The sequence below is a fragment of the Proteus alimentorum genome, assembly GCF_002607735.1.
Classification (GTDB): Bacteria; Pseudomonadota; Gammaproteobacteria; order Enterobacterales; family Enterobacteriaceae; genus Proteus; species Proteus alimentorum.
Genome location: NZ_NBVR01000025.1, coordinates 22,920 through 29,851, shown reverse-complemented (window position 1 = coordinate 29,851; position 6,932 = coordinate 22,920). Strand labels below are relative to the sequence as shown.

7 protein-coding genes are annotated in these 6,932 nt (G+C 41.0%); 2 read left to right on the top strand and 5 right to left on the bottom strand.

The features are described from left to right. The first annotated feature begins 383 nt into the window (after window positions 1–383). Both purH and purD read left to right on the top strand, forming a co-directional pair. Window positions 384–1,973, top strand: a complete 1,590-nt coding sequence (gene purH, locus B6258_RS08655) for a bifunctional phosphoribosylaminoimidazolecarboxamide formyltransferase/IMP cyclohydrolase (RefSeq protein ID WP_099074921.1) — start codon at window positions 384–386, stop codon at window positions 1,971–1,973. Window positions 1,974–1,985: 12 nt separating this feature from the next. Beyond that, complete coding sequence (gene purD / locus B6258_RS08650; protein WP_099074920.1) at window positions 1,986–3,275, top strand: phosphoribosylamine--glycine ligase; 1,290 nt, start codon at window positions 1,986–1,988, stop codon at window positions 3,273–3,275. A 24-nt stretch (window positions 3,276–3,299) separates the two neighbouring features. Here the strand turns inward: purD and B6258_RS08645 are convergent, their stop codons facing one another. The 5 genes from B6258_RS08645 to hemE all read right to left on the bottom strand — a co-directional run bounded on the left by B6258_RS08645 (window position 3,300) and on the right by hemE (window position 6,869). Continuing rightward, on the bottom strand, window positions 3,300–3,962 hold the full coding sequence (locus B6258_RS08645) for a DUF1481 domain-containing protein (protein WP_240531560.1): 663 nt from the start codon (window positions 3,960–3,962) through the stop codon (window positions 3,300–3,302). 44 nt (window positions 3,963–4,006) lie between these two features. Next, the gene (locus tag B6258_RS08640) at window positions 4,007–4,279 is read right to left on the bottom strand and encodes an HU family DNA-binding protein (protein WP_004246922.1); all 273 of its coding nucleotides are present in this window, start codon (window positions 4,277–4,279) and stop codon (window positions 4,007–4,009) included. A gap of 190 nt (window positions 4,280–4,469) precedes the next feature. Beyond that, on the bottom strand, window positions 4,470–5,060 hold the full coding sequence (locus B6258_RS08635) for a YjaG family protein (protein ID WP_023583105.1): 591 nt from the start codon (window positions 5,058–5,060) through the stop codon (window positions 4,470–4,472). Window positions 5,061–5,134: 74 nt separating this feature from the next. Then, the gene (nfi, locus tag B6258_RS08630) at window positions 5,135–5,803 is read right to left on the bottom strand and encodes a deoxyribonuclease V (RefSeq protein WP_099074918.1); all 669 of its coding nucleotides are present in this window, start codon (window positions 5,801–5,803) and stop codon (window positions 5,135–5,137) included. Then, window positions 5,796–6,869: a uroporphyrinogen decarboxylase gene (gene hemE, locus B6258_RS08625; protein ID WP_099074917.1), complete on the bottom strand. Its 1,074-nt coding sequence runs from the start codon at window positions 6,867–6,869 to the stop codon at window positions 5,796–5,798. Before hemE ends, nfi begins: the two co-directional genes overlap by 8 nt. Window positions 6,870–6,932 lie beyond the last annotated feature (63 nt).

Here is a 6,932-nt window from a genome sequence, read left to right as displayed (position 1 = left end):
GCGTTTATTTTCAAGGCTTTTCACTTTTTTTCTTTGTTCTCTCGGCTAACTCACTTAGCGTGGTTTGCCGTGACAACGAGGACGCATTATAGGGAGTTTTCTGAGGCTGGCAATAGTTTTTTTAAGAAAAAAAATCGTTTGCTTAATTCCACAGCAAAACCCCTACTTATACGCACTTATCAACAATTTTATCCACAGAGCACCTTTTTACATAAAATTAGCATGTAAAACGCAAACGTTTGCGTTATCATAGCGGTCGATTAAGTAAGATTGATTTTGTGTCCATCTTCTGAAATGTTAGTTAAGCAAACACAATTTCACTGTATTAATGTGATTTAACTTCACCATTACTACCGTTATACCAACCCCAAGGGATAAAACTCATGCAACATCTTCGTCCTATCCGCCGCGCACTTTTAAGTGTGTCTGATAAAGCAGGTATTTTAGAATTTGCTAAAGCACTTGTTGAAAGAGAAGTCGAACTCTTATCTACAGGTGGAACCGCACGTCTATTAGCAGAAGCTGGCTTACCGGTTATTGAAGTCTCCGATTACACAGGTTTCCCAGAAATGATGGATGGCAGAGTGAAAACGCTGCACCCTAAAGTACATGGTGGAATTTTAGGTCGTCGTGGGCAAGACGATGCAATTATGGAAGAACATGAAATTCGTCCTATCGATATGGTCGTCGTAAATCTTTATCCTTTCGCTAAAACAGTCACTCGCCCAGATTGCTCATTAGCAGATGCAGTGGAGAATATCGATATCGGTGGACCAACAATGGTTCGCTCCGCAGCGAAAAATCATAAAGACGTTACGATTGTAGTAAATAGTAATGACTATGAAAGAGTGATTGAAGAAATGGATAATCACGAAAATAGCCTTACTTTAGATACCCGTTTTGATTTGGCGATTAAAGCCTTTGAACATACAGCGGCTTACGATGGAATGATCGCTAACTACTTTGGTCAGAAGGTTGCACCTTATTATGGTGATATTTCACAACCATCAGGTACTTTCCCTCGCACCTTAAATCTAAACTATATAAAGAAACAAGATATGCGTTATGGTGAGAATGCTCATCAGCAAGCAGCTTTCTATATAGAAGAGAATATAGAAGAAGCATCTATTGCCACTGCAAATCAATTACAAGGCAAAGCGCTTTCTTATAACAACATTGCAGATACTGATGCAGCATTAGAATGTGTGAAATCATTCTCTGAGCCTGCTTGTGTTATTGTGAAACATGCAAATCCTTGCGGTGTTGCAATTGCGAATACGCTCACACAAGCATATGACAATGCATTTAAAACCGATCCAACCTCTGCATTTGGTGGCATTATCGCATTCAATCGCCCATTAGATGCAAAAACAGCAAGTGCAATCATCGAGCGTCAATTTGTTGAAGTGATCATTGCTCCTTCTATTAATAAAGATGCACTCCCTATTTTAGAAACCAAACCCAATGTTCGTGTATTAGCTTGTGGTCAATGGCAAGAAGCCAAACCAGCGTTAGACTTCAAACGTGTTAATGGTGGGCTGTTAGTTCAAGATCGTGACTTAGGCATGGTAAAAGAAGAAAACTTAAGAGTGGTCACTCAACGTCAACCAAGTGAACGCGAACTTAAAGATGCCCTCTTCTGCTGGAAAGTCGCAAAATTTGTAAAATCAAATGCCATTGTTTACGCTAAAAACGATATGACCGTCGGTATTGGTGCAGGACAAATGAGCCGTGTGTATTCGGCAAAAATCGCGGGTATTAAAGCCGCTGATGAAGGTTTAGAAGTTGCAGGTTGTGCAATGGCATCAGATGCATTCTTCCCATTTAGAGATGGTATTGATGCAGCCGCACTTGCTGGTGTGACTTGTGTTATTCAACCTGGTGGCTCAATTCGTGATGATGAAGTGATTGCGGCTGCAAATGAACATAATATCGCAATGATTTTCACCAATATGCGCCACTTCCGTCATTAATAAGGTATTGATATGAAGATTTTGATTATTGGTAATGGCGGTCGTGAACATGCTTTAGCTTGGAAAGCGGTTCAATCACCGCTTGCAACGCAGGTTTTTGTTGCCCCTGGTAATGCTGGTACAGCATTAGAAAATGGTGTTGAAAATGTAGCGATTAGTGCAACAGATATTCCTGCATTAGTCGAATTTGCTCTCGAAAATCAAATTGATTTAACTATCGTAGGTCCAGAAGCACCACTGGTTATTGGTGTTGTCGATGCATTTAAAGCAGCGGGACTGACCATCTTTGGTCCAACAAAAGGAGCCGCTCAATTAGAGGGTTCGAAAGCTTTCACAAAAGATTTTTTAGCTCGTCATCAAATTCCAACTGCGGATTATCAAAATTTTACAGAAATAGCGCCAGCACTTGAGTATCTTAATAAAGTGGGTACACCGATTGTTATCAAAGCAGATGGTTTAGCAGCAGGTAAAGGCGTTATTGTTGCAATGACACACGCTGAGGCTGAAGCTGCAATTAAAGATATGCTGGCTGGAAATGTTTTTGGTGATGCTGGACATCGTATTGTTATCGAAGAATTTCTTGATGGCGAAGAAGCTAGCTTTATTGTCATGGTTGACGGTGAACACGTTATTCCAATGGCTACAAGCCAAGATCATAAACGTGTTGGCGATGGAGATACTGGCCCTAATACAGGGGGAATGGGTGCATATTCACCTGCACCTGTTGTCACACCAGAAATCCACCAGCAAGTAATGGAAAAAATCATTTATCCAACAGTAAAGGGAATGGCTTTTGAAGGTCATCGTTACCAAGGTTTCCTTTATGCAGGACTGATGATTGATAAACAAGGTGTTGCTAAGGTTATTGAGTTTAACTGTCGTTTTGGTGATCCAGAAACTCAGCCTATTATGATGCGTATGCAATCTGACTTAGTTGAACTCTGCTTAGCCGGAGCAAAAGGTCACTTAAAAGATAAAGACTCTTGTTGGGATCCTCGCCCAGCGTTAGGGATTGTGATTGCTGCAGGCGGCTACCCTGCGGATTATCGTCAAGGTGATGTTATCGAAGGCTTAACACCAACGTTGTCAACAACGGCAAAGGTATTTCAAGCTGGCACAACACTCAATAACAAGGGCGAAGTTATCACTGCTGGCGGACGAGTACTCTGTGCAACTGCATTGGGTGATGATATCGAGCAAGCTCAAAAAAATGCTTATGCTTTAGCTAAAGGTATTCATTGGGATGGTAGTTTTTATCGCCATGATATCGGCTATCGAGCGATTGCACGCTTAAAGAAATAAATTAACAACAGCAAAAGGGAGTGATCACAAGCTCTCTTTTGTTGGCTCCCATTTACAAAAATCGTGTTCTGCAACCATAAGTAATTGCTTACCTTCTGGTGAATCAAGCCAAGCAACATAAGATGGCTTACTTGAATTACGTGTTCTTGCTTTTAACCAGCGTTGTTCTGGAGCTTCAAAAGAAACACTCACCTTCTCGCCAGCACATGTTGTCATTGTATTTTGATACCAGACACCCTGTACTAAATTTACTTTCCCAATAGTAAGCGCTTCACTGATTTCACGCTCTTTACTTGCAGCAAATACCATTCTTAAACGTTCATCTTCTGTTAATGCTCGTTTTTGCTTCTGGCTTTCTTGTTGCATGAAAATAACTTCACCACGTTTATTTAAACGAAGGTGCCAAGATGAGGGAGCGTTAGGATTGATAATTTCAGAACGAACTTGCCAAAGCTTATTTTGGCGATATTCATAGAATGTGATGACAGTTTCTGGCTTTTTATAAAAGCTATAAACGCTCATGAGCACTTGAGGTTCTGACGCTGTATTATTTAAACGCCATAGTCGCACAACACCTTCATCCGCAATATAACCTGTTGCAGAAAATTCAGGTAGTTGCACAGTAGAGGAGCAGGCGCTGAGCAAAAAAGCAGATCCTATTGCTAACAGCCCCTGTCGTTTCAACAAAAGGGGAGTAAATCCCCCTCTATTGTTCATTCCGTTCAAAGGAATTATTTTACTGCGTCTTTCAGTGCTTTACCGGCAGTAAATGCAGGAACGTTAGCTGCTGCAATTTTAATTTCTTTACCAGTTTGAGGGTTACGACCAGTACGCTCTGCACGGTGATTCACCTTGAATGTACCGAAACCAACTAACTGTACAGAATCGCCTTCTTTCAAAGCACCTGTTACTGAATCGATAAACGCTTCAATAGCAGCTTTTGCTTGAGTTTTTGTCAGATCCGCTTTTTCAGCAACTGATTCGGTTAATTCAGCTTTGTTCATAAAATAGTCCTTAAAGTATGTTTTATCGTTTGAAAAACATCTGGTGAAAAAACTTAACTTCTCTTTTTAAGAGGATAAATTAAGTAAAACACCTGAGCCACTTCTTTTCGTACCCAATGTAGAACATACACAGGGGTGATGTGAAGTCTTTAAACGTCGCTTTTCAAGCACTAAATCACGTTTTTCTGATTTAGTGCGTTAATTCTATACCGATATTGCTCATTCCAGCTTCACGAAGGTCTGCACGTAGACCTTTTATCAGTTCGACATCTCTCTCTTCACATTCTACAAGTAGACGGTAAATTTCCCATTGGATATCGAACTCTTCAATAACAGCAGGCAGAGATCTAAGCTCTTCTTCACTCATTTCTCTTTCTGCTTGTGTCATTTCAAGTGAAGCAACTGTCCCTACTGATAATTTACTCACTTCAATAGCGTGACTTAATGATTCACCGCTTAAACGAGAGTGAACAATTTCACTAAGTGCAACACAGGCGTCAATCGCAGGATAGACACCATAAATCTCGAACTGAGATGCATCAGGAATCGCTTCTTCTAATTTCTCTAATTGAGAATCAAAATTAACCTTTGCATCTTTCACCGTTAAAGTTTCCCAAACCAGATCGAGAATACGGCGATAAAGCATTGGGTCGGTAAAACCTGTTTCACGACAAAATACCTGATAATTTGGGTACATTCTCTCACACAGGCACGCCATAAACGTCAGGTGTTGCCAAGCTTCTAGCTTTTCTAAACGTAAATGGATTGGGTTCTTCAACATTCGTGATTACTCATTTTCTTAACTTAGGCGCAGTTTACCTGAAAATTATAAATATCCACATATTTCCCGGTCATTTAGAGCTTATTCTTATTCAACTGCTCAAATAATCGCCTATTTGAAGCAATACCATCAGCCCAACGCGTTGGTTCGGGCAATCGATATCCTTTCATACACAACTCGACCCACTGTAAAGCGCCTTCCATACTCACTTTATGACCCGGAGAAATATACAGAGGTTTACATTTTTTCTTACTGCGATAAATCCACCCTATTTGCTCATTCTTGTCCATTAACGGCTCATGGCTTCCCATCTCTTCATTGATTACTCTATCAATGCCACATAAACGACTTTTTGCCACGCCAATAGTTGGTGTATCCACCAATAAACCAAAATGGCTTGCAACACCCAGCCTTCTAGGATGGGCAATACCTTGCCCATCGACAAAAATAAGAGAAGGCTTCTGTTTGATTAATTGCCAAGCAGCCAGTAACGCTGGGCACTCTCTAAATGAAAGCAAACCAGGGATGTAAGGAAGAGTTGTAGGTATTCGCGCAATTTGGTATTCAAGAATTTCAAAAGAAGGGTAATGCATTATCACGATGGCGGCGCGAGTAACAGCGCCGCCTTCTTCAAAACCAACATCAGCACCTGCTATGCAAATTGGTGCTGTAAATTGGTCTGTTAAAATAATCTGTTGAGCTTTTTCTGTCTGCTCCTGACGTAATTGTTGGGTATTAGTCATTATCCTGATGATAAGGCTTCGATAAACGGTGAACCGCATCAATAAATGCACCAGCATGTTCAGGTGGAACATCTTGATGAATACCGTGCCCAAGATTAAAGACATGACCGTTGCCTTTACCAAACCCAGCAAGAATAGTTTCGACTTCTTGTTCTATTCTGGCCGGTGACGCATACAGCATAGAAGGATCCATATTGCCTTGTAGCGCAACTTTATCCCCTACTCGACGACGTGCATCTTCGATATCTATCGTCCAATCAAGTCCTAATGCATCGCAACCTGTTGCAGCCATTGCTTCTAGCCAGCGACCGCCACCTTTGGTAAATAAAGTGACGGGTACTTTTCTTCCATCATATTCACGGATCAGACCATCAACAATTTTATGCATATAGTGTAATGAGAAGAGTTGGTAATCACGGCCCGTTAGCACCCCCCCCCATGTATCAAAGATCATGATAGATTGTGCGCCCGCTTTAATTTGAGCATTCAGATACAGAATAACGCTATCTGCCAGTTTATCCAGTAATAGATGTAGTGCTTGAGGCTCTGAATACATCATTTTTTTAATTTTTGTGAAGGCCTTACTACTTCCACCCTCAACCATATAGGTTGCCAGTGTCCAAGGGCTTCCTGAAAAACCAATTAATGGCACACTACCCTGCAATGCATGGCGAATGGCACGTACTGCATTCATCACATATCCCAGTTCATCTTCAGGATCAGGAATAGGTAATTTTTTAATATCATCAAGACTATTTATTGGGGATTTAAAACGAGGACCTTCACCTGCTTCAAAGTAAAGACCTAACCCCATTGCATCTGGAATAGTTAAAATATCAGAAAATAAAATAGCAGCATCTAAAGGGAAGCGTCTTAAAGGCTGTAATGTCACTTCACATGCTAATTCTGTATTTTTGCACAATGAGATGAAATCTCCCGCCTGTGCCCGTGTTTCCTTATATTCAGGAAGATATCTGCCTGCCTGACGCATCATCCAAACAGGGGTGACATCAACAGGTTGGCGCAACAGCGCACGTAAATAGCGGTCGTTTTTCAACTCACTCATGACTAACTCCATTAACAGTAATAGGGCCGCAAAATAGCATGCATTGTAACATGTTAGAAAAAT

What these genes read in the sequence shown, in the direction of transcription:
- purH (WP_099074921.1), top strand. Translation starts at nt 384, where the DNA reads ATGCAACATCTTCGTCCTATCCGCCGCGCACTTTTAAGTGTGTCTGAT.
- purD (WP_099074920.1), top strand. Translation starts at nt 1,986, where the DNA reads ATGAAGATTTTGATTATTGGTAATGGCGGTCGTGAACATGCTTTAGCT.
- B6258_RS08640 (WP_004246922.1), bottom strand. Translation starts at nt 4,279, where the DNA reads ATGAACAAAGCTGAATTAACCGAATCAGTTGCTGAAAAAGCGGATCTG.
- B6258_RS08635 (WP_023583105.1), bottom strand. Translation starts at nt 5,060, where the DNA reads ATGTTGAAGAACCCAATCCATTTACGTTTAGAAAAGCTAGAAGCTTGG.
- nfi (WP_099074918.1), bottom strand. Translation starts at nt 5,803, where the DNA reads ATGACTAATACCCAACAATTACGTCAGGAGCAGACAGAAAAAGCTCAA.
- hemE (WP_099074917.1), bottom strand. Translation starts at nt 6,869, where the DNA reads ATGAGTGAGTTGAAAAACGACCGCTATTTACGTGCGCTGTTGCGCCAA.